This is a genomic window from Microvirga sp. BSC39 (assembly GCF_000739015.1).
Lineage (GTDB): Bacteria > Pseudomonadota > Alphaproteobacteria > Rhizobiales > Beijerinckiaceae > Microvirga.
The window spans coordinates 17,544-41,946 of sequence record NZ_JPUG01000073.1 but is presented as its reverse complement, the minus strand read 5'-3'; the positions used below and the strand labels follow the sequence as shown (position 1 = coordinate 41,946).

The following is a 24,403-nucleotide window of genomic DNA, read 5'->3' as shown; positions in this document are numbered from 1 at the left end:
CGACATTCGCGCCTTGATTTCTGAAGTGCTCGCTGACTATCTCAACGCACCAGGTGCGGCTTCGGTCGGAGAGCCGGACGTGCCTGCTCTCATGCGCGAAATCGGCCGCCGTGCGCGGGTGGCCGCCAGGCAGGTGGCGCTCGCCAGCCCTGAGGACAAGAACGCCGCATTGCGTGCCATGGCCGCCCGCATCCGGGCGCAGGCCGGTGCGATCCTCGCCGCCAATGAACAGGATCTCGCCCAGGCGAAGGCCAAGGGACAGCCTGCCTCCTTCATCGACCGGCTCATGCTGAACCCCGAGCGGCTGGAGGCCGTCGCGATTGCGGTCGAGAGCATCGCCGACCTGCCCGATCCGGTCGGGCGCGTGCTGGCGCGTTTCGAGCGCCCGAACGGCCTGCAGATCGACCGGGTGGCGACGCCGCTCGGCGTCGTCGGAGTGATCTTCGAGAGCCGTCCCAACGTGACGGCGGATGCGGGGGCGCTGTGCCTCAAGGCCGGCAATGCCGCGATCCTGCGCACGGGGTCGGAGAGCTTCCGCACGTCGCTCGCTATCGCCCAGGCGATGGGGGAGGGGCTGGAGCAGGCGGGTCTCCCGGCCGATGCCATCCGCCTCGTGCCGACCCGCGACCGGGCCGCTGTGGGCGCCATGCTGGCCGGGCTCGACGGCAACATCGACGTGATCGTGCCGCGCGGGGGAAAAAGCCTCGTGGCGCGGGTGCAGGAGGAGGCCCGGGTGCCGGTCTTCGCGCATCTGGAGGGCATCTGCCACGTCTTCGTGCATGCCAGAGCCGAGCTGGAGATGGCGAAGCGGATCGTGCTCAACGCCAAGCTGCGCCGCACCGGCGTCTGCGGCTCGGCCGAGACGCTGCTGGTGGACCGTGCCGCCGCCGCGACCCATCTCGAGCCGCTGGTCGCCATGCTGCTCGAGGCCGGTTGCGCCGTGCGCGGCGACGAGACGGTTCAGGCCGTTGATCCTCGGGTCACACCGGCGACCGAGGAGGATTGGCGCACCGAATATCTCGACGCCATCATCTCCGTCCGGGTGGTCGACAGGCTCGATGAGGCCATTGCCCATATCGAGGCTTACGGCTCCCACCACACGGATTCCATCGTCACGGACGACGAGGCCGCTGCCGAGCGCTTCCTGGCCGAGGTGGATTCCGCCATCGTGCTCCACAACGCTTCGACCCAGTTCGCCGATGGCGGCGAGTTCGGTTTCGGGGCCGAGATCGGCATCGCCACCGGGCGCATGCATGCCCGGGGGCCCGTCGGAGTCGAGCAGCTGACCTCGTTCAAATACCGCATCCGTGGTTCGGGCCAGACGCGTCCGTGAAGCCTTCGACCTCCCGCTTCCGCATCAGGCCCTCGGGCTTGACCCGCCTGCCGCGGGCTGCCCCCGGCATGCGGATCGGCCTCTATGGCGGATCCTTCAACCCGGCCCATGCCGGGCACCGCCATGTCAGCCAGATGGCCCTGAAGCGGCTCGGGCTCGACCGGGTCTGGTGGATCGTCACCCCGGGCAATCCCCTCAAGGACACCGGGGAGCTCGCCACCACGGCCATGCGGGTGGAGGAAGCTCGGGCTGTGGCCGATCACCCCCGCATCGACGTGACCGCCTTCGAGGAGGAGATAGGGGCCCGCTACACGGTCGACACCCTGTCCTACCTCAAGGGGCGCTATCCGAACGTCCGATTCGTGTGGATCATGGGGGCGGACAATCTGGCGGGCTTCCACCGCTGGCGGGGCTGGCGGCGCATCGCCCGGATGATGCCGATCGCCATCATCGACCGGCCCGGCTGGACCCTGAAGGCCGTTCGCTCCCGCAGCGCCACGGCCCTGGCCAAGGGGCGGATCGACGAGGCCGACGCCCTGGCCCTGCCGGGCCTGCAGCCGCCTGCCTGGGTCTTCCTGCACGGACCCCGGTCCCACCTCTCGTCCACACAGCTGCGGCAGTTGCGACGAACTTCTCCCATTGGAGGACGTTGAAAAATGGGGCCTTCCCGCATTATCTTAAGGGTCGGCACCTTAGAGTGCTGCTGAGAAAGGGCCTGAACCTGAACCGACTATCTTCCGTCGAAGCGGACATGAACCCGCTTCCTCCTCCCTCTGGAGCGGATGCTCCTGCAGTAGAGGATATCCGGGCCGCTGCCCTGGCCTCCCTCGAGGATATGAAGGCCGAGAACACGGTCGAGATCGACCTGGCCGGAAAAACCTCGCTTGCCGACACCATGATCGTCACCTCGGGCCGCTCCGACCGCCATGTCGGCGCGATCGCCGAGCGCGTGATCAAGGACCTCAAGGACAAGGGGTTCGGAAACGCGCGCGTCGAAGGCCTGCCGGCCTGCGATTGGGTGCTCATCGATGCCGGCGACGTGCTGATCCACGTTTTCCGTCCCGAGGTTCGTGGCTTCTACAACCTTGAGAAGATGTGGGGCGCCGACCGTCCGCAGGACCGCGCCAGCTAGCATAAGGCATCTATCGTGCGATTGAGCTTGCTGGCCGTGGGCCGTCTGAAAAGCGGCCCCGAGCGGGAGCTGGTCGAGCGATACAGGCAACGGGTCGAGGGCATGGGCCGGGCCTTGGGTCTGGCCGGGCTCGACATGGTCGAGCTGCCGGAGAGCCGCGCGCGACGGGACGATGACCGGCGCGCGGAAGAGGCTGCGGCTTTGCTCGAGAAGGCCGGCTCCTCCGTGCTGATCGTGTTCGACGAGCGCGGCAAGAGCCCCTCCAGCGAAGCTTTCGCGGAGAAGATCAGGCAATGGCGCGACGAGGGCCGCGCCGGGATCGCCTGCGTCATCGGCGGGCCCGACGGCCTCGATCCCAAGCTGCGCCAGCGCGCCGAGCTCGTGGTATCCTTCGGGGCGCTCACCATGCCGCACCAGATTGTGCGGGCGCTCGTGGCCGAACAGCTCTATAGGGCCCTGACAATCATAGCCGGTCACCCTTATCATCGCGCCGGCCACGATGATTCCTGACCGGATGCTCCGTTTCAAATCCTTTTCCTGCAAGGTTTTCGGCCTTGCCGCCCTGCTGACAGTCGCCAGCCTGAGCCCCGTCGGGGCCCAGCAGCCCGCGCCTGCGCCCCCGGCAGCCCCGGTCGAAACGGCCGAGGAGAAGGCGCGCCGGGAGCAGGATCTCAAGGTGCTGGAGGAGGCGATCACGGCCAATGCCGAGGCCCGCCGGCGCCTGGAGGCCGAGATCGAATCCATCAAGGCGGACCGGGCCAAGCTCAATGCGGCTCTGATCGGAACCGCCGAGCGGGTGCGCGGCACCGAGGACCGCATCCGGGGCCTGGAGCAGCGGCTTCAGACCCTGACCTCCAGCGAGGCGGCCATTCGCCGCTCCCTGCAGAGCCGCCGAGGCGTCATCATCGAGGTGTTCGCGGCCCTGCAGCGCATGGGCCGCCGCCCGCCGCCGGCCGTGCTGGTGCGCCCCGAGGACATGCTCGAGGCGGTGCGCGCCTCGATCATGCTGGGGGCCGTTCTTCCCGAACTGCGCGTCGAGGCCGAGATCCTGGCCACGGACCTGACCGAACTCGTGCGCCTGAAGGAGGCGATCACCGCCGACCGCGCGACCCTGAACGGGGAGCTGACGGCCCTCACCCGCGAGCAGGAGCGCGTCGCCGCCCTCATGGAGGCGCGCCAGGGCCGCATCGCCGAGGTGGAGCGCGATGCCGGTGCCGAGCGCTCGAAAGCCGAAGAGCTGGCCCGGCAGGCCGGAACCCTCAAGGAGCTCATCGACCGCATCGAAGCGGAGATCGCAGGCGCGCAGAGGGCCTCCGAGGAGGCCCGCAAGGCCGCCGAGGCCCAGGAGCGTCAGACCCGTGAGAAGTTTGCCCAGTTGGCCTTCCGGGATCCGGCGCGACTGGCCCCGAAAATCCCGTTCGCGGAAGCCAGGGGCCTGCTGCCGCGCCCGGTCAGCGGCGAGACGACCCTGGAGTTCGGCGCCTCGGACGGGTATGGCGGAACGACGCGTGGCATTTCGATCACGACGCGGCAGAATGCAACCGTGGTATCACCCGCGGATGGGTGGGTGGCCTTTGCAGGCCCCTTCCGCTCCTATGGTCGACTCTTGATCATCAATGCCGGTGGGGGATACTATGTTCTTCTGGCCGGTATGGACCAAATCAATGTCGATGTCGGGCAGTTCGTGCTCGCCGGCGAGCCCGTTGCGACCATGGGGGAGGCTCCTCTCATGAGTTTGATCGGCGCCGCCATAGAAAAGAACAATCCCGTCCTCTATGTTGAGTTCAGGAAAGACGGCGGTTCGATTGACCCAAGTCCCTGGTGGGCAAAATCGCAAAGCGAAAAGGTTCGCGGATAATGCGCAAACTATCCCTCTTGATTCTCGGTGCGGCCATCGGTGCGGGCAGCGCGACCATGGTGTCGCAGACCAGCCTTCTGTCCGGCATGAGCGCGGTTGCCGCCTCGGCCGACACGTACCGGCAGCTGAGCCTTTTCGGAGACGTCTTCGAGAAGGTCCGCACGGATTACGTTGAAAAGCCGGAAGAGGCCAAGCTGGTCGAGGCTGCCATCAACGGCATGCTCACCTCCCTCGACCCGCATTCCAGCTTCATGGACGCCAAGAGCTTCCGCGACATGCAGGTGCAGACCCGCGGCGAGTTCGGCGGTCTCGGCATCGAGGTCACCATGGAGGAAGGCCTCGTCAAGGTCGTGACCCCGATCGACGAGACCCCAGCCTCCCGGGCCGGCGTCATGGCCAACGACATCATCACCCACATCAACGACGAGCCGGTCCAGGGCCTCAACCTGAACCAGGCGGTCGACAAGATGCGCGGCCCGGTCAATTCCTCCGTCACCCTCAAGATCCAGCGCAAGGAAGCCAAGGATCCGGTGGTGGTGAAGCTGACCCGCGAGACCATCAAGGTGCGCCCGGTCCGGGCCCGCGTCGAGGGCGACATCGGCGTGCTGCGCGTGACCCAGTTCAACGAGCAGACCTACGAGAACCTGCGCGCCGGCATCGACAAGCTCACCAGCGACATCGGCGCCGACAAGGTGGCGGGCTTCGTGATCGACCTGCGCAACAACCCGGGCGGCCTGCTCGACCAGGCCATCATGGTCTCCGATGCCTTCCTCGACCGCGGCGAGATCGTCTCGACCCGCAGCCGGAATGCCGAGGACACCCAGCGCTTCAGCGCCAAGGCCGGCGACCTGACCAAGGGCAAGCCCCTGGTGGTGCTCGTCAACGGCGGCTCGGCCTCGGCTTCCGAGATCGTGGCCGGCGCCCTGCAGGACCACAAGCGCGCGACGGTTCTCGGAACGCGCTCGTTCGGCAAGGGCTCTGTGCAGACCATCATCCCGCTCGGCGGCAACGGGGCCGTGCGCCTGACGACGGCCCGCTACTACACGCCGTCCGGACGTTCGATCCAGGCCAAGGGCATCGATCCTGACGTCGAGGTGCTGCAGGACATCCCCGAAGAGCTGAAGGGCAAGGACGAGACCAAGGGCGAGGCCGGCCTGCGCGGCCACCTGAGCAATGGCGGCGACAAGGAAGAGCGCGGCGGTTCCTCCGCTTACATCCCGACGGATGCAAGCAAGGACAAGCAGCTGATCGCCGCCTATGACCTGTTGCACGGCGTCCGCAAGGGCGCGGCCAACACGACCACGGCACCGAATCCGAACTAAGGACGGGTCGTCCTTTCGTTCGAGAAACACTGATGCAAACGGGCCCGGCGGGATGAATATCCGCCGGGCCCGTTTCTGTTGCGGCATCCACAGCCCCGCGGAAAAGCTTGTGCGAGCGCCGGTGAAGCGGCACTCTCTCTTCCTGCTTCGGAACCATGACCAAGCATCGGCACTAATAAGAACCGGCCGCATTCGGGTTTCGTGATTGAAGGGAGTGAGTGTCCGATGAGGAGCGCAAGAGGATCACAGGCCAGAAAGGATCTGCCCTACCGCTCCTGCGTCGGCGTGATGCTGATCAACAAGGATGACCTGGTCTTCATCGGCCGGCGCCGTTCCGAGGCCGACGCGGCCTCCGACGGCTATTCCTGGCAGATGCCCCAGGGCGGGATCGATCCTGGCGAGGAGCCCTATCAGGCGGCCTTGCGCGAACTCTATGAGGAAACCAGCGTCCGCTCCGTGAGCCTGCTGGCCGAGGCGCCCGAATGGTATGCCTACGACCTGCCCACCATGGTCGCGGGGCGCGCCTGGCGCGGGCGCTACCGCGGGCAGAACCAGAAATGGTTCGCCTTCCGGTTCGAGGGCGATGACAGCGAGATCAACATCCATCACCCGGGCGGCGGCGGCCACAGGCCCGAATTCGACGAGTGGCGCTGGGAAGAGATGCGTCGCCTGCCGGAACTGATCATCCCGTTCAAACGACCTGTTTACGAGAATGTCGTGACGGCTTTCGCGCCGCTCGTGTCTACCCATCTGCACAGCACGGCTCATCCCTGACGAGCCTGCATGATCGGGCTCCGCACAGCGCCTTCCGCGCTTGCCCTCAGAGAATGAATTTCAAACAGAAAAAGCCCGGTTTTTCAGGGTTTTTGTTCATGTTCATGAACCGCAGATGTACGCCGCCAGCACTTATGGATGGGAACGGAACCCTAGCTGAAAACCCCCGTTGATAGGCATTACAGAGGGTCATTGTCGGCCCTCCATCATAGGGAGGTCTCATCCAATGCGTGTTACTTTACTGGCCGGCGTAGCAGCAGCAACCCTTTCCCTGAGCGTGGCTGCCATGGCGCAGACGAGCAGCGGCAGCTCGAGCGGCGGCAGCTCCGGCGGCACTTCGGGCGGTTCCTCGGGCGGCTCCACCATCATGGCGCCCGGCGGTTCGTCCGGTGGCACCTCGGGCTCGACCACGGGCGGCGCATCCGGCTCGTCGAGCGGAACGACCTCGGGGTCCGCTTCCAGCAGCACCGGCGGCTCGTCCGGCACCTCCACCACGGGCGGCAGCTCGACCGATAGCGCCCAGTCCGGCACGTCGGGTACTTCCGGCACCTCCGGCACGGCACAGGGGACGACGCAGGGCACGACGTCCGGCACCGCCTCCAGCGGCACGAGCGGCAGCTCGAACACCACGGGCAATGCATCCAATACGACGGGCGGCGCCGCCAATACCAACACCACCGGCAGCACGAACTCGTCCAGCTCCACGAATATCAGCGTGACCTCGGAGCAGCGGACGCAGATCTCGCGGTCGTTCACCAGCGTGAATGTCCAGCCGCTCACCAATGTGGAGTTCAGCGTCAGCGTCGGCTCGACCATTCCGACCTCGGTGACCACCCTTTACGATTGCCCGGACAATGTTCAGCGCATTCTGACCGGCCTGCCGGAGTGCAAATACATCGTCGTGCGCGATCAGGTCGTGATCCTCGAGCCCCGCACCCGTCGCATCGTGACGGTGATCGAGCGTCGCGGCTGATCGGCAGCACAGCGACGGCACGTCTCAACCAAGGCGTCCGCAGCTCAGTCGAGCCGCGGGCGTTCTCGTCATGAGGCTATGACGACCTTTGCAGGTCCCGGATTTCTAGAAAAACTAAGCGGAATGGCGCCAGAGCCTACGCGGCATAAGGAAAGGCGACGGCCTGACTGTCATATCGCTCCTGCCTGCGGTGCTGCGCAAGCAACGCCAGGGCAGTCCGGGCATGCTCACGGAATTCTTCCTTGAGGATCTCCGGCTCACGCTCCCACACCTGAGCGTCGTCTTCGACAGAATACAACGCGCGCGCGACTGCTTCGATTTCATATTCCATGACATGCCCCTCCCGGCTTGGATTGACTGCTTTCTTGATGCGGCTTGGTCGCCTCCAAGGCTCCATTCGCATCCGTCATCCCCAGCCCGGGCATTTGTTCCAAACATAGCCGCCTCTGCAACGTGGAAGATGAGGTAGCCCGAAAGCAATAATCCATTGAGATGAGCAAGGCGGCAGCCATGCGCAGCGCAGCCCCAAGATCGGCGGGGCTCAGCGACTTTGCATTTTCGGATCTGCGTCGGCTTCTCGCCGTACCACTGAAGGGTCAGTGGTGCCCCTGGCCGGGATCGAACCAGCACTCCTTGCGGAACTCGATTTTGAGTCGAGCGCGTCTACCAATTCCGCCACAGGGGCAAGGACCTGCGACGTACCATGAGGCATGAAGACTGGTCAATGCGCCAGATGTGAAGGGAAGCCGCAGGTCAACCTCTCGCTATTCCGACCAGCTTGTGCCAAAGGGGTGCGGCGAACGGACCCGTTCGCCGCCACACCTCTGCGGAACATCATGCTGAGACGCCTCTACGACTGGACCCTGTCCCTTGCGGCCCGGCCTTCGGCCCCCTATGCGCTGGCTGCCGTCTCCTTCTCGGAAAGCTCCTTCTTTCCCGTGCCGCCGGACGTGATGCTCCTGCCCATGATGCTCGCCCGTCCGGACAGGGCTTGGCTCTATGGCACCATCTGCACCGTCACGTCGGTCTTGGGCGGCGTCTTCGGCTACATGATCGGCCTCCTGATGTACGACACGGTCGGCCTCTGGCTGATCGACCTCTATGGCCTGAGCGACAAGGTGGAGCTCTTTCGGACCTGGTATGAGCAGTACGGGTCCTGGGTGATCGTGCTCGGCGGCCTGACGCCGCTTCCCTACAAGCTCGTCACGATCATGTCCGGACTTGCCAGCTACAATCTGCTCTGGTTTATCCTGCTCTCGTTCCTGGCGCGTGGCGCGCGCTTCTACTTCATCGCCCTGTTGATGAGCCGGTTCGGACCCTCCATCAAGGCGCTGATCGACCGCCATTTCAACCTGATCGCCGCCTTGAGCGTGGCCCTGTTCATCGGCGGCTTCGCTGCTGTGAAATTCCTGTTCTAGGTCTTTGCCCGGAAAGGGTTGGCCCCCACCTTCAGGCGAGACGGTATCGGAGTTCCGGATGCGGCTGCAGCTCAACGTCAAGCACGTCGCTCTTGCCATCGCCCTGGCGGCGGCGGCCACAATCGGTGGCGCGCTCGTCTTCGAGCATGTCTTCGGCTACGTGCCCTGCAAGCTCTGCCTGATCCAGCGCACCCCCTATTACATCGCCATTCCGCTGGGGATCGTGGCCGCCCTCCTGCCGCCGCGCTGGTCGCGGGCGGGCCTGTGGCTCCTCGCTCTGATCTTCATCGTGAGCGCAGGGCTCGGCGCCTATCATTCGGGGGTCGAGTGGGGCCTCTTCGCGGGGCCGAGCGATTGCGGCGGCGGAGCGGGCCAGGGCGCGGGGAATGTGGGCGATTTCCTGAACCAGCTCCAGAACACCCGCGTGGTCAGCTGCACGGAAGCCGCATGGCGCTTCCTGGGCCTGTCCCTGGCAGGGTGGAACGTGCTGATCTCGCTCGCGCTTGCAGCCTTCGCGGCCAGGGCAGCGGGCGACAAGGGGTTCTTCCTTGGTCGCCGATAAGCCGAAGGCGCAAGGCCTTACGGCTCCAGCTCGCTGTCCCAGTACAGATAGTCCATCCAGCTGTCGTGGAGATAGTTCGGCGGGAAGAGACGGCCGTTGGAATGGAGGTCGTGGATCGTGGGGGCGAAGGGGCTCTGCCTCGGCCACATCTCCACCTCGCGGGGCAGCTTGTCCCCCTTCTTGAGGTTGCAGGGCGCGCAGGCGGCGACGACGTTTTCCCAGGTGGTCTGCCCGCCCTTGGAGCGGGGGATGACGTGGTCGAAGGTGAGGTCCTCGCGAATGCCGCAATACTGGCAGCTGAAGCGGTCGCGCAGGAAGACGTTGAAGCGGGTGAAGGCCGGGTGCCGGGACGGCTTGACGTAGGTTTTTAAGGAGATGACCGAGGGGAGGCGGAATTCGAAGGTCGGACTTCGCACGACCTTGTCGTATTCCGACACGATGTTGACCCGGTCGAGGAAGACCGCCTTGATCGCATCCTGCCAGCACCAGATGGACAGGGGGTAATAACTCAACGGCCGGTAGTCGGCATTGAGGACGAGGGCCGGGCAGGCCTCCGGTCGCACAACAGGTTGGACGTGTATCGTCACCTCACCTCCTCTTGGGAAAAAGAGAAGACTGTTATCCCGTCTGATTAGACTATAGGCAGTGTGACGCTGTTGTGAAGATCTAAGGCAGGAACGTCTGTGACGCACCCACAGGAAGCGTGGGCCATGATCGACCCCATGACCTTCGGGCGCACCCTTGCTCCGGTGCCTCGATGACCCTGTTGCAGCATGGCCTGGCCTGGATCGAACCGGCGATCGTCGCCTATGGGGCCTGGGGGCTGTTGATCGTCCTCTATTTCGAGTCCTTCGGGGTTCCCTTGCCGGGCGAGAGTGCCCTGATCGCTGCCGCGCTGCTGGCCACGCGGGGCGATCTCGAGATCGAGCACGTGTTCCTGGCCGCCTGGACGGGCGCCGTGCTCGGCGACAGCACGGGCTACCTGATCGGCCGGTTCGGCGGCCGCCGCCTGCTGAGGCGCTTCGGCCCCGCCATGAAGCTCACCCCTGAGCGCCTGACGCGCCTTGAGACCATGGCGCAGACGAGGGGCTTCCTCATGGTGCTCACGGCGCGTTTCATCGTGGTCCTGCGGCAGCTCAATGGCCTGATCGCCGGATCTGTCGGAATGCCCTGGAGCCGTTTCGTGGTGGCGAACGCTCTTGGGGCGGCGCTGTGGGCAGGCCTGTGGAGCTTCGGCGTATACTTCTTTACCGACACGTTCCGGCGGCTGATCTGACCCCGCACCGGCGGGGCTTGGGCAGGCCTCGCCGGCCGGATCCGGCTCAGCGGGTCGGAACCGGCTTCTCGCCCCGATAATCGTAGAAGCCGCGCTTGGTCTTGCGGCCGAGCCAGCCTGCCTCGACGTATTTCACCAGAAGCGGGCAGGGGCGGTATTTGGAATCGGCCAAGCCCTCGTGCAGCACCTGCATGATCGACAGGCAGGTGTCGAGGCCGATGAAGTCGGCGAGCTGGAGCGGGCCCATGGGATGGTTGGCGCCCAGCCGCATGGCCGTGTCGATGGCCTCCACGGAGCCGACGCCCTCGTAGAGGGTGTAGATCGCCTCGTTGATCATCGGCAGCAGGATGCGGTTGACGATGAAGGCCGGGAAGTCCTCGGCGGCCGTCGAGGTCTTGCCGAGCTTGTGGATGAATTCCTTGGAGGACTCGTAGGTCGCGTCGTCGGTGGCAATGCCGCGGATCAGTTCCACAAGCTGCATCACCGGCACCGGGTTCATGAAATGAATGCCGATGAACTTCTCAGGGCGATCCGTGGCGGCCGCGAGCCTCGTGATGGAGATCGACGAGGTGTTGGTGGCCACCATGGCGTCGGGCCGGAGCGACGGGCAGAGATTGGTGAAGATCTTGCGCTTCACCTCCTCGTTTTCGGTCGCCGCCTCGATGACGATGTCGCAGGCGCCCAGGTCATCATACGAACGGGCCGCCTTGATCCGCTCGAGCGCCGCCTGCCGGTCGGTCTCCGCGATGGCTCCCTTGGAGACCTGGCGGGCCATGTTGCCGTTGATCGTGGCCAGACCGGCATTGATCCGGTCCTCGGAGAGATCGTTGAGCCGGACGTTGAACCCCGCGACCGAACAGACATGGGCGATGCCGCTCCCCATCTGTCCTGCGCCGATCACGCCAACCGTCTTGATCTCAATGCCCATCGATCTGCTGCCTGCATCCAACCGTCACAGCGGCCGGGCGGAGGTTCCGCCCGGTCCGTCATTATTCCTGACCTTATTGACCGGCTTTGGTCAACTCCTCCTTCAGTTCAGGGAGGATGGTGAAGAGGTCTCCGACGAGGCCGTAATCGGCCACCTGGAAGATCGGCGCCTCCTCGTCCTTGTTGATCGCCACGATCACCTTGGAGTCCTTCATGCCGGCTAGGTGCTGAATGGCGCCTGAAATGCCCACCGCGATATAGAGGTCGGGCGCCACCACCTTGCCGGTCTGGCCCACCTGCCAGTCATTGGGGGCATAGCCTGCATCGACTGCGGCGCGGGAAGCGCCCATGGCAGCCCCGAGCGAGTCGGCAATCGGCTCGATGTATTTGGTGAAGTTCTCGGAAGAGCCGAGCGAGCGGCCGCCCGAGATGATGATGCGCGCCGAGGTCAGCTCCGGCCGGTCGTTCTGGGCGATCTCCTCGCCCTTGAAGCTCGACAGCCCCGCATCCTCGGCTGCGTTCACCGTCTCGATGGCGGCAGAGCCCCCCTCGCCGGCCGCCGGGAAGGCGGCGGTGCGCACGGTGATCACCTTCTTGGCGTCGGTGGCCTGCACGGTCTGGATGGCGTTGCCGGCATAGATCGGCCGCTCGAAGGTGTCGGGCGACACCACCTTGATGATGTCGGAGACCTGCATCACGTCGAGCAGCGCTGCCACGCGCGGCATGACGTTCTTGCCCTTGCTGGTGGCGGGCGCCACCAGGGCATCGTAGGAGCCTGCGAGCGACACGATGAGCGCGGCGGTCGGCTCGGCGAGCTGGTGCTCGTAAGGAGCGGCGTCGGCCAGCAGCACCTTCTCCACGCCTTCGAGCTTGGAAGCAGCCTCGGCGGCGGCACGGGCGTTGGAGCCGGCGACCAGCACATGCACGGGCGCGCCCAGGGCCTTGGCGGCGGAGAGCGCCTTGTGGGTGGCGTCCTTCAGCTGGGCGTTGTCGTGCTCGGCAAACAGCAAAGTGGTCATTGTCTTCAATCCTCTCAGAGCACGCCGGCTTCGACTTTGAGTTTCTGGACCAGTTCGGCGACAGACCCGACCTTTACGCCGGCCTTGCGGCCGCCGGGCTCGGCGGTCTTCACCACCTTCAGGCGCGGCGCCACGTCGACGCCCAGGGTCTCAGGCGAGGTCTCGTCCAGCGGCTTCTTCTTGGCTTTCATGATGTTGGGCAGGGAGGCATAGCGCGGCTCGTTGAGGCGCAGGTCCGTGGTGACGATGGCCGGCAGCTTCAGGCCGACCGTCTGCAGGCCCCCGTCGACCTCGCGGGTGACGTCGATGGAGCCCTCGCCCACATTGACCTTGAACGCGAAGGTGCCCTGGGGCCAGCCCAGGAGAGCGGCGAGCATCTGGCCGGTCTGGTTGGCATCGTCATCGATGGCCTGCTTGCCCATGATGATGAGGTCGGGCTTTTCCTGCTCGACCACCTTGGCCAGGATCTTGGCGACGGCCAGCGGCTCCACGGTGGCGTCGGTCTTGACCAGGATGCCCCGGTCGGCGCCCATGGCCAGTGCGGTGCGGATGGTCTCGCCGGCCTGCTGCGGCCCGATGGACACGGCGACGATCTCGGTGGCCTTGCCCTGCTCCTTGAGGCGCACGGCTTCCTCGACGGCGATCTCGTCGAAGGGGTTCATGGACATCTTGATGTTGGCGAGTTCCACGCCCGAGCCGTCCGGCTTCACCCGGATCTTCACGTTGTAGTCCACAACCCGCTTCACACAGACAAGAAGCTTCATTCGAACGTCCTCACCAATGGCAGATCCCCGGATATGGCCGAAACCCGGCCCTCCGGACATATAGGAAAAAGGCGGATGGGACCGTAGAGCATCGGACCCAAAAGTGGAATGCACTTTTGGGATCGATCCGATGCTCATTTCTAGGCTGGCGCATCGTTGGGCGCGGAAAACCGGATCCACTTTTCCGCACGATGCGCCGGCGGTCACCATCCGATTGTCAACGCGGCGCTTGCAGTTCCTGCGCCTGGACGCGGGCGAGCACGGGGTCGTAGCGACGGCGCATGAGGGGGATGAGAATAGCGCCGACAAGGAATCCGCCAAGATGGGCAAACCAGCCGACGCTGTCGTCTCCGCCGAGGAAGGCCGAGGCGAACTGGAGCGCGAACCAGAAACCGATGGTCCAGTAGGCCGGCAGGTGCAGCGGAATGCCTTTGAGAAAGAGGCCCCAGATCTTCACCCGCGGGTACAGGATCAGATAGGCCGCCACCACCCCCGAAACGCCGCCTGAGGCCCCGATCAGGGGGCGGTGCGGCTCCGGGGTGATATAGGCATGGGCCAAGCTCGCGGCCGTGCCGCAGAGCAGGAAGAACGCGATGAAACGCAGGTGCCCCATGGCATCCTCCACGTTGTCGCCGAACACCCACAGGAACAGCATGTTGCCGATGAGGTGGAACAGGGATCCGTGCAGGAAGATGTTCGTGGCCAGCGTCAGCTCCACCGGCACGAAAGGATAGCCCTCGGGTAGCGCCTCGGTGCCGAACAGGACCGAGGGGATGAAGCCCAGGCCGCCCACCATCGCATCGGGACCCGGCGGTGCATAGAAGGTGACGAGGTAGGCGACGATGCACAGGCCGATCAGGAACCGCGTCGCGAGCGGCGTCTTCATGTTCTTGAGCGGGACGCCGTCGTGAAGCGGGAGAAACATGGCGCTGTTGCTTCCTACCGGTTCTGTCCCGGCACCCAGAGAACGTCGAGCGCACCCTTGTCGTTGACATAACGCGATGCGACGAACAGAAAATCGGACAGGCGGTTCAGGTATTTCACCGCTTCCGGAGAGACCTTCTCGTCCGGTTTCTCCGTGAGCTCGACCACATGACGCTCTGCGCGGCGGCAGATCGTGCGGGCCAGATGCAGCGCGGCGGCGGCGGGCGTGCCGCCCGGGAGCACGAAGGAGCGGAGCACGGACAATTCGCCATTCAGGCGATCGATCTCCTGCTCGAGACGATCCACCTGAGATTGCGTGATGCGCAGGGGCTCGTAGGGGAGGGGCTTGTCCGTCTCCACCGTCGCGAGGTCGGCGCCGAGATCGAACAGGTCGTTCTGGATGCGGCTCAGCATCGGGTCGATCTCGTGCCCGGCCGTGTGAAGGCGGACCATGCCGATGCAGGCGTTGGTCTCGTCGACCGTGCCATAGGCCTCGATGCGCAGATCGTGCTTGGGCCGGCGACCGCCGGCGGCGAGCGCCGTCGTGCCCTTGTCGCCGGTGCGGGTGTAGATGCGGTTGAGAACGACCATGAAAGGCCCGACAGGTTAGGATTCGCTAGAACGAATACCCAACCCGCGCGCCGACATTCGTCAAGCCTCTATTCTCGTCCGAGCAGGTTCCGCCGTCGGACAGGCGCTCGATGGTCGCCATCACGCTCCAGTTGGCGGAGAGCCGCACGCCCACCGAACCGGATTCACGGAAGAGGGGCGAGCAACCCACCGCCTGACGGTCGGAGAGCGGATGCGAGGAATCCTTGCCGTTATGGATGGCGCCGCCGAGGCTGCCTTCCACGAAGATGTTCGGCGTGACGTCGATCGTCCAGGACAAGCCCGCATAGGCGAAGCTTGTGCGGTCGTCGAAATTCAGGCTGCCGCCGATATGCGGCCGGGGAATGAAATAGCTGGTGAAAAGGTCCGATGCGGTGAAAGGCTTGTCGAACAGGATTTCGCCGGTCAGGTTGGCGGATCCGTCGGCTCCTTCTCGACCCCAGGGATCCTGAGCGGACAATCCGAACCGGAATTCCGACAAGATGCTCGCTTGAGATGACGTTTGGGAAGTATCGGCCTGTCGCTTGAAATCGGAGCCCAAAGCGCCTGCCGATCCCATGAACAGGACCAGAAGACTCAGGCCTAGGGCCGGGCTGGTGCGCATTAAAAGGTCCATAACTCAATAAAAATCAAGGCCAACAGGCTACGCCGTTATGGCTAACGATCTCTTAATACAAACCGTGGCGAAAACGTGTCAATACGGAGAAGCCCGGAGAGTTAACCGGGCAGGTGATGCCGGTTGTCCACGCTTATGAACAATCCGGCGACTTGCATTGCGGGATCTTACACATGGGAAATACTCAGGCGGCTCTCCACCAGATCACGCCCATGATGACGATGATGGCAATGAACTGCAGCAGCACGCGTAGGCGCATGAGATGCTGCGACCGATTGGCATTGCCGCCGCGCAGCATGTTGAAAAGGCCGAGAAGCAGGACGAGAGCGACAGCGACAACCGCTATCGGCACAAGCAGATCGACAAAACCGGACATCGTGATTCCATGAAAGGGTCCGGGCGACCGTGGCCCGAACCTATCGAAGAGACAAGGGCTGCGTTTACCCTGACATCAGTTTCTGCGCAGCAGTCGCTCGAAATACTCGAGTTCTTCCTGCGCCCGCGAGGGGTCGCCCAGCTTGCGTCGCAGCTCTTCCAGGATCTGCTGGGCGCGCTGTGCGGGTGACGCGCCGGCACTGGGCACCTCGACGCGGCCGTCGGAGTAATCCCGGTTCCGTGTCGGACGTCCCAGAGGATCGGTGTCGCGCTGGCCCGCCTGCTGGTTGCCCTGCGGATTGCCCTGGCCCGGCTGGTCGCCGGCCTGCTCGTTTCCTTCACCCTCGCCCTGCTGCATCTGCTGGGCCATGCCCTGCATGCCGCGCCGGAGGCTCTCCAAAGCCCGGCCCTGAGCGTCGACGGCTGGGCCGTCCTGACCCTGACCGAGAGCACCCTCGGCATCGCGCATGGCCTGCTCGGCCTCGCCCAGCCCCTGCTCGCCCTGCATGCCCATGCCCTGCATGCGGCGCTGAAGCTCCTCCAGCCTTTCCCTCAGAGCCTGCTGCCGCTGCTTGAGGCCTAAGGGATCCTGGTCCCGAGCGCCTTGGCCGTCCTCGGCCTGCTCCTGGCCCTCGCCCTGCTCCCCTTGCTCGCCCTGCTGGCCGGGCTGGCGCTGTCCTTGCTGGCGCTGCCGCTGACCCTGCTGGCGCTGGCCGTTGCGGTCGCCCTGCTGCATGCGCCGGTTCTGCCCATCGCGAAAAGTCTCGTCGCGTAGGTTCTGCTGCTCGCGCGCCATGTCCTCCATGTCCTGCATGGCCTGGTTCATCTCGCGGCCGAGAGGGTCGGTCATGCGGCTGTTGGGCTGGGCGGTCTGCAGGTTTTCGAGGATGTTGCGCAACTGCTCGAGCAGGCGCTGGGCCTCGGCCACGTCGCCGCGGCGCATGGCCTCCTCCATCTGGCGCAGCATGCGGTTGAGATCGTCCTGCGAGATTGTCCGGTCCGGTGCGCGCTGGTTCTGGTTTTGCGACTGCTGCTGGTTCTGCTGCATGCGCTGGGCGAATTCCCGCAGGAACTTGTCCATGGCCTGGCGCAGCTCCTCGGTCAGGCGGCGCATCTCCTCGTCCGTCGCGCCCCGTTCCATGGCCTCCTTCAGGCGGTCCTGGGCGGCGCGCAACTCCCGCTCCGCGTCGGAAAGCCCGCCATCCTCGATCTGCAATGCCATGGTCCAGAGCCAGTCGGCCACATCGAGCAGATCCTGGTCGGTCCTGGCGACCCGCAGGCGCTCCGTTCCCGTGCGCAGCCCCATGAACACGCCCCATTGCGGGGTGTACTGATCAGGCGCGATCAGCAGGGCATCGAGGGCCACCTGCACGCGCTTGCGGTCGTCGGGGGCAAGCACGAGGTTGCGCCGCTGCTCCACCAGGGCCTTAGCGAGCGGGTTGGTGAAGGGGCGTTGCGGCAGGGTAAAGGTGATCTTTTCGCTTGTGGCTTCCTGTCCCGCCTCGTCCTTGGCCTTGAGCCGGATCGTCACCGGCGCGCCGGCCCAGGCATGGTTGGTGAGGTCGACGGGCGACTTGGTGTCCGGGGCATTCTCCTCGTGGCTCGGGAGCGCCAGGGTCAGCTGCGGTGCCGGCACGAGGGACCGGCCCCGGCTGTTGTCGGCCTTCTCCACGACGCCCTCCAGGGCGGCAATGCCGTAATCGTCCCGGCCCTTGTAGGAGAGGGTGAAGGTGCCACGCGCATTCACCTCCGGCGGGGTGGTGAAGGCGATCTCCGGCATCCGGTCGGGAATGGCCTCGATGGTCAGCGTCACGCTCTGGGCAAAGCCCGTGCTGACCGTCAGCTCGCTGGAGCCTTCGAGGGTGTAGCGCTCCTCGCGCATGTCAGCACGCTGGCCGGCCTTCGAGGGCAGGGGGGTGAGGCCCTTGCCCGGCTTGACCTCCGCGCTGCCTTCGCCGGCAATGCGGATCACCACCGTCGAATGGGCCGGCGCCCGCAAGTTCTGCCCGCGGGCGAGATCGATCATCAGCGGCGGGGTGCGGGTGTAGAGGGGCGGGTCGATCCAGCCGTCGATGCGGAAGGAGGCGGTTGCCGTTTGCGGATCCCGCCAGTCGAAGGCCGCGGCAAGGCGCAAGCCGATCTCGGGACCGGCCACGAAGGCGCTGGTCACCAGGGCGAGCAGGCCCGCAGCCCTCAGGGCGTAGCGGTCGCGCCGGGGCATGTCCGGCCGCGGCAGGCCCACCCGCATCCGGCCGACGGCCTCTTCCGCGCGCTTGCGATGAAGGGCCCACAGCGCCCGGGTGCCCGGATCGGCAGAGCCCAGTGCAAGGGAGTCGTCGAGGGCCCGGGCCGGGCCGGTGGTGAGGCCGGTCTCCCGGTCGAGCCGGTCGAGGGCTCGGCTCCGGTTCGGCATCCTCAGGCGCACGATGGGCCAAAGCGACAGGAGGAAGGCCGCCGTGAACAGGCTGAGCCCGATCGTCCGCCACAGGACGGGCAGATCGAGCCAGAGGCCGAGCCAGGACAGGGTGAGGAACAAAAGGACGATGGCGAGCGGCAGCCAGAGGCGGGGCCAGGCCTCCTCCCACCAGAGCGACCAGCGCGCATGAGTCACAAGCCGGCCGAACCGCTGGTTCAGGCGGCTCTGCCCAGATGTCGGGTTCGGGCCTTCGCTCATGGCAACCAAGTCTCCGCTGCACCGGATGTGCAGACGCCCCCGTAAGAAAGCTAGCACGGCCGACCCGCATGACCAGCGGTCAAATGGGCACAGAGGTTCAAGAAGAGGTGACCGGGACTTTCATGAAGCGCAACTGGATCAGCCTTGTTCATGCTTGGCCAAACGGGCCCGAAAGAGGGAAATTTCTTGACGCATTGAACGTCATAACGGTACATGACACATCATAACGAAATTACAATTTACCTTTGGGACAGTCTATGGCTACGCTTGTTCTTTCATCCAATACGGTTGCTGAAAATGCTCAGCAAGGCGGTCTCGTCGGCATTCTCAGCGTTGCTGGTGACATTGCGGCCGGCGAGACGTTCACGTTCACCCTGAACCACGACCGCTTCGAGATCATCAATGGAAACCAGCTTGTCGTGAAATCCGGCGGCTTCGACTTCGAAGGCCCCCAGAAGCTGTTCGAGTTCGATATCCAGGTGGTCGGGACCCATAACACGGTGGTGGAGGGCTCAAGGGTGGCGATCGACGTCACCAACGTGAACGAAGCCCCGACGGATATCTTGATGACGGGGGGCACCATCGGGGACAACGCGATTATCGGCGCGACCGTCGCCACATTGGCGGGGCAGGACCCCGACCGGCGCGACCTGCTCACCTACACGATCGTCGAGAATGAGGCCGGCACAGCCGAATACGACCATCCCTATTTCGGGATTCTCGGCAACGAGATTGTCGTCAAGCACGACCTCAGCGATGCCTCAGTTCAGCCTATGTCGGTCTATGTCAAAGTCACGGATACCAAAGGCCTTTCCTATGTGAAGCAGGTCACGCTCACCGTGACGCCCGTGAATGAAGCGCCGGAGGTGAGTGCCGAACCAGTGGAGGTGCTCGATGGATCGAAGGGAGGGACAATCGTTGCTGTGGTCAGTGCCGAAGATCCCGAGGGCAGTGTTCTAACGTACAAACTGTCTGCAGCCAGCGCTCAGTGGTTCGATCTCGTCAACAACAATGACGGCACCTGGAACGTCGTGGTGAAGCAGGGCGTCACCCTGCGTTCGGACAGGGCTGCCTTTCAGAGCTTCGTGATTGAAGTATCAGACAGTGACAACAACACAACAACGGAAACGGTCTTTCTCAACATCAACGAGAATCTGGAGCCGGAGGCTACTTTCGAGTTCGTTGAAGTCGAGAAGAACACGCCGGCCGGCACTCTTGTCGGCACGCTCGTAGGATACGATCCAGAGGGAGAAGCCGTTGGCTACAAGCTTGTTGGCGAGAGCGATGATCTGTTCACTCTCGTGAAGAACGCGAACGGCACGTTCAGTGTCTTCGTCAAGCAGGGCGTTACCTTGGATTACACGGATGACGCGCAACACGGCTTCACCGTGACGGTCACCGACGGGTTCAAATCGTTCGAAGAGAGCTTCGAAATAGTATTTAGAAGCTATGCTCCGAAGGTGGCTTATGCTCCTCCGATCAGCGTGAAGGAGGGCGCCGGAGGCAACATAGTGGTGGCCAGTTTCAAGGTAACGGATTCCGATAGTGACTATGTCGACTGCATGTTGTCTCCCGAGAGCGACGCTTTGTTCGACGTCGTTGATCGTGGAAACGGCAATTACGATGTTGTCGTCCGCAAAGGCGTGAGCCTCGACTACGAGAATGCGTCTCATCGCGTCGTCAAGTTGATCGTGTCCGATGAGGACAACACGCTCCCCATGGACCTCATGGTCCATCTCACCGACGAAGTCGATGTGATCACCGGCACGACGAAAGCCGATGCTCTTGCGGGAACAGCCGGCCGCGACATCATCAAGGGCTTGGCGGGCAGCGACAGCCTTGTCGGAAACACAGGCAATGACACCCTTTACGGCGGCGCGGGCAAGGACGTTCTGAACGGCGGCGGCGGGCAGGATGTGTTCGTGTTCGATTCCAAGCCGAACAAGAAGACCAATCTCGACAAGGTCGCCGATTTCAGCGTGGCGGACGACTCGATCTGGCTGGAGAACAAGATCTTCGCCAAGCTCGGCAAGAAAGGCTCCGAGACGGCTCCCGCCCAGCTCAAGAAGTCCTTCTTCGTCATCGGCGACAAGGCCAAGGACGGGGATGACTACCTGATCTACAGCAAGAAGACCGGGAAGCTGTCTTTCGACGTCGACGGCTCGGGCTCCAAGGCCGCCGTGGAGATCGCGACGCTCTCCAAGAAGCTGGCGATGACCCACAAGGACTTTTTCGTGGTCTGAGGCGAGGGAGCTGCTGTCTGCGCATTCCCTGAGCAGGGGAGCCGTCTGACTCCCCTGTTGCGTTTCGACGAGCCTCCAGCGCCATTGCGTGCGTCTCTGATCGTCAAAACTTGGTGTGTCCGTATCCGGACTTTGGGGCGAGACCAGCCACGTTCTCTCTGTACAGAAAAGCTGGCCTCACCTGCTAATGTATTATTGTTGCGATTTTCTCCCGAGCGTGGAAGGGGCGTACATATTCCTAAAGCTGCTGTTGATACGTTATAAAGATCCCGTAAAGTAGCCTGAAGAGCTGCCGGACGGCGCCGTCCGGAAGGGCTCCGAACAAGGCAAGCAGGCGGCTTCTGAGCAGGGGGAACCATGGCATTTACGGTGATGCGCAGCGGTGACGAGCAGCAGGTCAACACGCTGACGAAAAACAATCAGTCCCACCCGACGATTGCCCGGCTTCGAAACCCGGACGGCAGTGATGGCGGTTGGGTGGTCACCTGGACCGGCTACGATGCGAATGAGGCCGGCATCTACATGCAGCGCTACAATGCCGCCGGGGAGCCGCAGTTCAAATCCGGCGGCGTCGCGGCCGACCGGCTCGTCAACACGACCACCGACGGCAACCAGATCTGGGCGTCGGTCACCGGCCTCTCCGACGGCGGCTGGGTGGTCAGCTGGATCGACATGAGCACCGATGCCCGCGGCGTGATTCACCAGCAGCGCTACAATGCTCAAGGGGTGGCGCAGTCGGTCGACCCGATTGTCGTGAATCCGGGCTTCCCGGCGGACGAAGCCGAAAACATCGAAATGACCGCCCTGGCCAACGGCGAGTGGCTCGTGACTTGGCAGGCCGCCGACGGAGCGGGCTACGGAGTCTATCAGCAGCGTTTCAGCGCCAACGGAACTCCCCTGATCGCGGCAGCCAATCAGCGGGTGAATGTCGATACGGCTGGGTCACAGCGCTACGCCGATGTCGTCACTCTCGCGGATGGTGGGTGGCTGGTCACCTGGGTCGACGGGGACCCGTTCGACCCGACGGCCAACATCCACATGCGTCGCTACAATGCGAATGGAACCGCGTCGGAGGTCGAGGTGGTGACCAATGCCCGCGGCATGCAGACACAGCCGCAGGTGGCGGCTTTGCCCGGCGGCGGATGGCTGGTGGTGTGGTACGGCATCGGCGCCGATGGGTCGAACGATATCTTCCTCAAGCGCTACGATGCGAATGGCGCGAGCGAGACGGAGGTCGTCAATGCGACGACCAAGGGATCCCAGATAGATCCTCACATTGCCGTGCATGACGATGGAAGCTGGGTGATCACCTGGCAGTCCGGCGCCGACGTCCACCAGCGCCGCTACGACGCCCACGGCAACACATCCGGTCCCGACGCCGTCGTGCCCGCTTGGCTCGGCAGTTCGGCCAATTCGCATCCACAGGTCGTGACCCTCCCGGACGGGCGCTGGGTCGTTGTCTGGCAGAACGTGAACCAGGATGAACTTCCAGGGAGCGGCATTGCCCAGCGGATCTTCACCCCGGTCGCCGTGGAAGCAGTGACGGATGTTGCGGAATACGTGACCGGCACCGGTGAAGATGAGACCCTGCAGGTTGAGCAGAACGGCCTGTCCCTGGGCGACATCCTCGACGGCGGCGGCGGCATCGACACCCTGCAGATGACCTGGACGGGAACCATCGACCTGACGCTCCCCAGCGAACTTCTCCGCTTCGAGGCCCTGATCGGAACGGGCGGCAACGATCGCATCGTGACGGATGCGAGCCGGATCATGCAGTTCGCAACTATCAACGGTGCCGCCGGCAACGACGTTCTGGAACTCTTCACCGGCGGCGACTACAGCCTGCTGGGCAAGACGATCACCGGGATCGAGAAGATCCTCCTGTCGGACTACGTCAACTACGACGTGACGGTCGGCAGCGTCGCCACCGCGCTCCTCACCGACGGCAGCGCGAGCTCCGGCGACACGGTCCAGCTCGAGAACAATCTCACCTTTAGCCGGGACGATCTGATCCAGCTCTTCAGCCAGGGCGTGGACGTCGTCGTCGACGGGAACGGCCGGCACATCAATGCTCTTCCGCAGATCGCGGGCTTCAACGGCGACCAGACCAGGGCCCTGGTCGGCGGCGTGGCCCGGCTCGACACCGGTGCCGTCGCCAGCGTCACGGACGACCTGGGTCGCTTCCGGTCCCTCGAGGTGCAGATCACGAACCGGGTGGCCGGCGAGGACCGTCTCACCCTCATCGAACAAGACGGCGTGACGATTGCCGGAAGCCAGGTCCTCGTGAACGGAACGCTTGCCGGCACACTCCAAAGAGACGGGTCGGGCGCAGGCGGGCTCCTGATCGCCTTCTCGGCCGGCGCCACGGAGGCCATGGTCTCAAGCATCGTGCGGGCCCTGTCCTACATGAACACGGCGTCGGACAGCTTCGTCGCCAAGCAGCGCAACATCGCGGTGACGCTCACCGATGCGGGCGGCGCGCAAAGCACCCATGACGTGCAGGTGGACATCGCGCTCCCGACAGGAGGGGTAGGAAACCGGGCACCCACGATCGACGGGACGCCAACCGACACGGTGCGGGTTGCCGATACCGGATTGATCTCGCCCTTTGCCAGCATGGTCCTGCACGACCCCGACGGCGATCGTCTCACCGTCACGGTGTCGTTCGACAAGGAGAAGGGGAGGCTCATCCCGCAGGCCGGTGTCAGCTACGATCCTCAGGCCGACGTCTACATGATCGAAGGCTCTGCACCTTATGTCACGCAGGTTCTAAAAAGCCTTCAGTTCGACCCCAGAGCCCGGAGCGGGCCGGTCGGCCAAGGCGAGGAAACCGCCTTCACGGTCATAGTCGCGGATGCAGGTCCGAGCACAAGCACGGTGGTCAGGGTCAATGCCGTGATCGCCGACCGGCCGCCGTCACAGCCGACGTTGTCGAACGACAAGGTCGACGAGCTGGCGAAAGACGGGACAACGATCGGCACGCTCGCCGCGCAGGACGGGAACGGCCAGGCCGTCACGTACTCGCTCGTCGGCATAGGCGATGCGCCTTTCGAGATCGTCGGCAGCGAGCTGCGGGTGAAGAACGGCGTCGCTCTCGATTACGAGCAGACAAAGGCCTATACCTTCACCATCCGCGCTTCTGCCGGTGGGCTCTCGAACGATCGCGTCGTCACCATCACGGTGAACGACGTGAACCCGGAGCGCACCACAGGCTCGTCCGCCAGCGACGTGATCAAGGGCGGCGCCGGGCGGGACAACCTGGGCGGCGGCGTCGGCGACGACCGGCTCTGGGGCGGTCTCGGCAACGATGTGCTCACCGGTAACGAAGGCAAGGACGTCTTCGTCTTCGACACGAAGGCGAACTCAAAGACCAATGTCGACAAGATCGCCGATTTTTCGGTCAAGGACGACTCGATCTGGCTCGACAATGCGGTGTTCACCAAGATCGGCAAGGGCAGCGAGATGAATCCCGGCAAGCTGGCAAGGCCATGTTCTGGGCCGGCAAGGCGGCGCACGATGCATCCGACCGGATCATCTACGACAAGAACGCGGGTGCCCTGTATTACGATATGGACGGCACGGGCCGCGCGGCGCAGGTGAAGAT

24 protein-coding genes and 1 tRNA gene are annotated in these 24,403 nt (G+C 64.4%); 13 read left to right on the top strand and 12 right to left on the bottom strand.

Annotation, left to right across the window (positions count from 1 at the left end; all coding sequences use genetic code 11):
- Positions 1 to 91: 91 nt before the first annotated feature.
- The 7 genes from MA07_RS19710 to MA07_RS19680 all read left to right on the top strand — a co-directional run bounded on the left by MA07_RS19710 (position 92) and on the right by MA07_RS19680 (position 6,419).
- Positions 92 to 1,333: a glutamate-5-semialdehyde dehydrogenase gene (locus tag MA07_RS19710; protein WP_036355928.1), complete on the top strand. Its 1,242-nt coding sequence runs from the start codon at positions 92 to 94 to the stop codon at positions 1,331 to 1,333.
- The gene (locus MA07_RS19705; RefSeq protein WP_081929059.1) at positions 1,330 to 1,986 is read left to right on the top strand and encodes a nicotinate-nucleotide adenylyltransferase; all 657 of its coding nucleotides are present in this window, start codon (positions 1,330 to 1,332) and stop codon (positions 1,984 to 1,986) included. Before MA07_RS19710 ends, MA07_RS19705 begins: the two co-directional genes overlap by 4 nt.
- A 98-nt stretch (positions 1,987 to 2,084) precedes the next feature.
- Positions 2,085 to 2,465, top strand: coding sequence for a ribosome silencing factor (rsfS, locus tag MA07_RS19700; protein WP_081929058.1), 381 nt, complete (start codon positions 2,085 to 2,087; stop codon positions 2,463 to 2,465).
- Between the two features lie 15 nt (positions 2,466 to 2,480).
- A complete protein-coding gene (gene rlmH, locus MA07_RS19695) occupies positions 2,481 to 2,975 on the top strand; it encodes a 23S rRNA (pseudouridine(1915)-N(3))-methyltransferase RlmH (protein ID WP_036355639.1) in 495 nt (164 codons plus the stop codon).
- A gap of 4 nt (positions 2,976 to 2,979) precedes the next feature.
- Entirely contained in the window at positions 2,980 to 4,323 is a 1,344-nt protein-coding gene (locus tag MA07_RS19690) for a peptidoglycan DD-metalloendopeptidase family protein (protein ID WP_081929057.1), read from the top strand.
- Positions 4,323 to 5,645 (top strand): S41 family peptidase, encoded by a 1,323-nt coding sequence (locus MA07_RS19685; protein ID WP_036355636.1) that lies wholly within the window; start codon positions 4,323 to 4,325, stop codon positions 5,643 to 5,645. The genes MA07_RS19690 and MA07_RS19685 overlap by 1 nt, the downstream gene beginning before the upstream one ends.
- A 225-nt stretch (positions 5,646 to 5,870) precedes the next feature.
- Positions 5,871 to 6,419, top strand: coding sequence for an RNA pyrophosphohydrolase (locus MA07_RS19680; RefSeq protein ID WP_036355633.1), 549 nt, complete (start codon positions 5,871 to 5,873; stop codon positions 6,417 to 6,419).
- A gap of 219 nt (positions 6,420 to 6,638) precedes the next feature.
- Here MA07_RS19680 and MA07_RS30965 read toward each other — a convergent pair whose 3' ends face one another.
- The gene (locus tag MA07_RS30965) at positions 6,639 to 7,235 is read right to left on the bottom strand and encodes a hypothetical protein (RefSeq protein ID WP_244445311.1); all 597 of its coding nucleotides are present in this window, start codon (positions 7,233 to 7,235) and stop codon (positions 6,639 to 6,641) included.
- Between MA07_RS30965 and MA07_RS30960 the strand changes: the two genes are divergently transcribed.
- A complete protein-coding gene (locus MA07_RS30960; protein ID WP_244445308.1) occupies positions 7,135 to 7,392 on the top strand; it encodes a DUF1236 domain-containing protein in 258 nt (85 codons plus the stop codon). The genes MA07_RS30965 and MA07_RS30960 overlap by 101 nt on opposite strands.
- Positions 7,393 to 7,528: 136 nt before the next feature.
- On the opposite strand, the gene MA07_RS19665 is transcribed toward MA07_RS30960, so the two are convergent.
- Together MA07_RS19665 and MA07_RS19660 are read right to left on the bottom strand one after the other, a co-directional pair.
- Positions 7,529 to 7,723: a hypothetical protein gene (locus MA07_RS19665; protein WP_036355627.1), complete on the bottom strand. Its 195-nt coding sequence runs from the start codon at positions 7,721 to 7,723 to the stop codon at positions 7,529 to 7,531.
- A gap of 269 nt (positions 7,724 to 7,992) precedes the next feature.
- Positions 7,993 to 8,077, bottom strand: a tRNA-Leu gene (locus MA07_RS19660).
- Positions 8,078 to 8,228: 151 nt separating this feature from the next.
- Between MA07_RS19660 and MA07_RS19655 the strand changes: the two genes are divergently transcribed.
- Together MA07_RS19655 and MA07_RS19650 are read left to right on the top strand one after the other, a co-directional pair.
- Positions 8,229 to 8,810 (top strand): YqaA family protein, encoded by a 582-nt coding sequence (locus tag MA07_RS19655; RefSeq protein ID WP_036355624.1) that lies wholly within the window; start codon positions 8,229 to 8,231, stop codon positions 8,808 to 8,810.
- A gap of 58 nt (positions 8,811 to 8,868) precedes the next feature.
- Positions 8,869 to 9,372, top strand: a complete 504-nt coding sequence (locus tag MA07_RS19650) for a disulfide bond formation protein B (RefSeq protein WP_036355622.1) — start codon at positions 8,869 to 8,871, stop codon at positions 9,370 to 9,372.
- 17 nt (positions 9,373 to 9,389) lie between these two features.
- Here the strand turns inward: MA07_RS19650 and MA07_RS19645 are convergent, their stop codons facing one another.
- The gene (locus MA07_RS19645) at positions 9,390 to 9,959 is read right to left on the bottom strand and encodes an HNH endonuclease (protein WP_036355619.1); all 570 of its coding nucleotides are present in this window, start codon (positions 9,957 to 9,959) and stop codon (positions 9,390 to 9,392) included.
- A gap of 170 nt (positions 9,960 to 10,129) precedes the next feature.
- Between MA07_RS19645 and MA07_RS19640 the strand changes: the two genes are divergently transcribed.
- On the top strand, positions 10,130 to 10,648 hold the full coding sequence (locus MA07_RS19640; RefSeq protein ID WP_152568940.1) for a DedA family protein: 519 nt from the start codon (positions 10,130 to 10,132) through the stop codon (positions 10,646 to 10,648).
- Between the two features lie 46 nt (positions 10,649 to 10,694).
- Here MA07_RS19640 and MA07_RS19635 read toward each other — a convergent pair whose 3' ends face one another.
- The 8 genes from MA07_RS19635 to MA07_RS19600 all read right to left on the bottom strand — a co-directional run bounded on the left by MA07_RS19635 (position 10,695) and on the right by MA07_RS19600 (position 18,556).
- The gene (locus MA07_RS19635; protein ID WP_036355616.1) at positions 10,695 to 11,576 is read right to left on the bottom strand and encodes a 3-hydroxybutyryl-CoA dehydrogenase; all 882 of its coding nucleotides are present in this window, start codon (positions 11,574 to 11,576) and stop codon (positions 10,695 to 10,697) included.
- Positions 11,577 to 11,649: 73 nt separating this feature from the next.
- A complete protein-coding gene (locus tag MA07_RS19630; RefSeq protein ID WP_036355188.1) occupies positions 11,650 to 12,594 on the bottom strand; it encodes an electron transfer flavoprotein subunit alpha/FixB family protein in 945 nt (314 codons plus the stop codon).
- Positions 12,595 to 12,608: 14 nt separating this feature from the next.
- Complete coding sequence (locus tag MA07_RS19625; RefSeq protein ID WP_036355185.1) at positions 12,609 to 13,358, bottom strand: electron transfer flavoprotein subunit beta/FixA family protein; 750 nt, start codon at positions 13,356 to 13,358, stop codon at positions 12,609 to 12,611.
- 217 nt (positions 13,359 to 13,575) lie between these two features.
- Positions 13,576 to 14,283 carry a rhomboid family intramembrane serine protease gene (locus tag MA07_RS19620; RefSeq protein ID WP_036355182.1) on the bottom strand — a complete coding sequence of 236 codons (708 nt, stop codon included), beginning with the start codon at positions 14,281 to 14,283 and terminating at the stop codon, positions 13,576 to 13,578.
- A 14-nt stretch (positions 14,284 to 14,297) separates the two neighbouring features.
- A complete protein-coding gene (locus MA07_RS19615; RefSeq protein ID WP_036355179.1) occupies positions 14,298 to 14,873 on the bottom strand; it encodes a cob(I)yrinic acid a,c-diamide adenosyltransferase in 576 nt (191 codons plus the stop codon).
- 25 nt (positions 14,874 to 14,898) lie between these two features.
- Positions 14,899 to 15,372: an acyloxyacyl hydrolase gene (locus tag MA07_RS19610; protein ID WP_244445301.1), complete on the bottom strand. Its 474-nt coding sequence runs from the start codon at positions 15,370 to 15,372 to the stop codon at positions 14,899 to 14,901.
- 319 nt (positions 15,373 to 15,691) lie between these two features.
- Positions 15,692 to 15,883: a twin transmembrane helix small protein gene (locus MA07_RS19605; RefSeq protein ID WP_036355177.1), complete on the bottom strand. Its 192-nt coding sequence runs from the start codon at positions 15,881 to 15,883 to the stop codon at positions 15,692 to 15,694.
- A 75-nt stretch (positions 15,884 to 15,958) separates the two neighbouring features.
- On the bottom strand, positions 15,959 to 18,556 hold the full coding sequence (locus MA07_RS19600; protein ID WP_036355175.1) for a TIGR02302 family protein: 2,598 nt from the start codon (positions 18,554 to 18,556) through the stop codon (positions 15,959 to 15,961).
- Between the two features lie 257 nt (positions 18,557 to 18,813).
- On the opposite strand from MA07_RS19600, the gene MA07_RS27990 reads away from it, so the two are divergent.
- Both MA07_RS27990 and MA07_RS19590 read left to right on the top strand, forming a co-directional pair.
- On the top strand, positions 18,814 to 20,799 hold the full coding sequence (locus tag MA07_RS27990; protein WP_052003345.1) for an Ig-like domain-containing protein: 1,986 nt from the start codon (positions 18,814 to 18,816) through the stop codon (positions 20,797 to 20,799).
- A 357-nt stretch (positions 20,800 to 21,156) separates the two neighbouring features.
- Positions 21,157 to 24,399 (top strand): hypothetical protein, encoded by a 3,243-nt coding sequence (locus tag MA07_RS19590; protein ID WP_036355172.1) that lies wholly within the window; start codon positions 21,157 to 21,159, stop codon positions 24,397 to 24,399.
- Positions 24,400 to 24,403: the final 4 nt, after the last annotated feature.